Here is a 255-nt window from a genome sequence, read left to right as displayed (position 1 = left end):
GGCAGTCTCATTAGAGTGCCCTTTCGTAGCAACTAATGACAAGGGTTGCGCTCGTTGCGGGACTTAACCCAACATCTCACGACACGAGCTGACGACAGCCATGCAGCACCTGTGTGCAGGTTCTCTTTCGAGCACTTCCAAATCTCTTCGGAATTCCTGCCATGTCAAGGGTAGGTAAGGTTTTTCGCGTTGCATCGAATTAATCCACATCATCCACCGCTTGTGCGGGTCCCCGTCAATTCCTTTGAGTTTTAA

Annotated in this window: 1 rRNA gene; it reads right to left on the bottom strand. The window is 50.2% G+C overall.

The features are described 5' to 3' along the window. A 16S ribosomal RNA gene (locus tag H8K47_RS18115) occupies nt 1–255 on the bottom strand; the annotation flags it as partial.

The organism is Cognatundibacterium rugosum (genome assembly GCF_014284365.1).
GTDB lineage: Bacteria > Pseudomonadota > Gammaproteobacteria > Burkholderiales > Burkholderiaceae_D > Undibacterium > Undibacterium rugosum.
The sequence above is the reverse complement of the archived record's forward strand: the minus strand, read 5'-3'. Positions and strand labels throughout refer to the sequence as shown.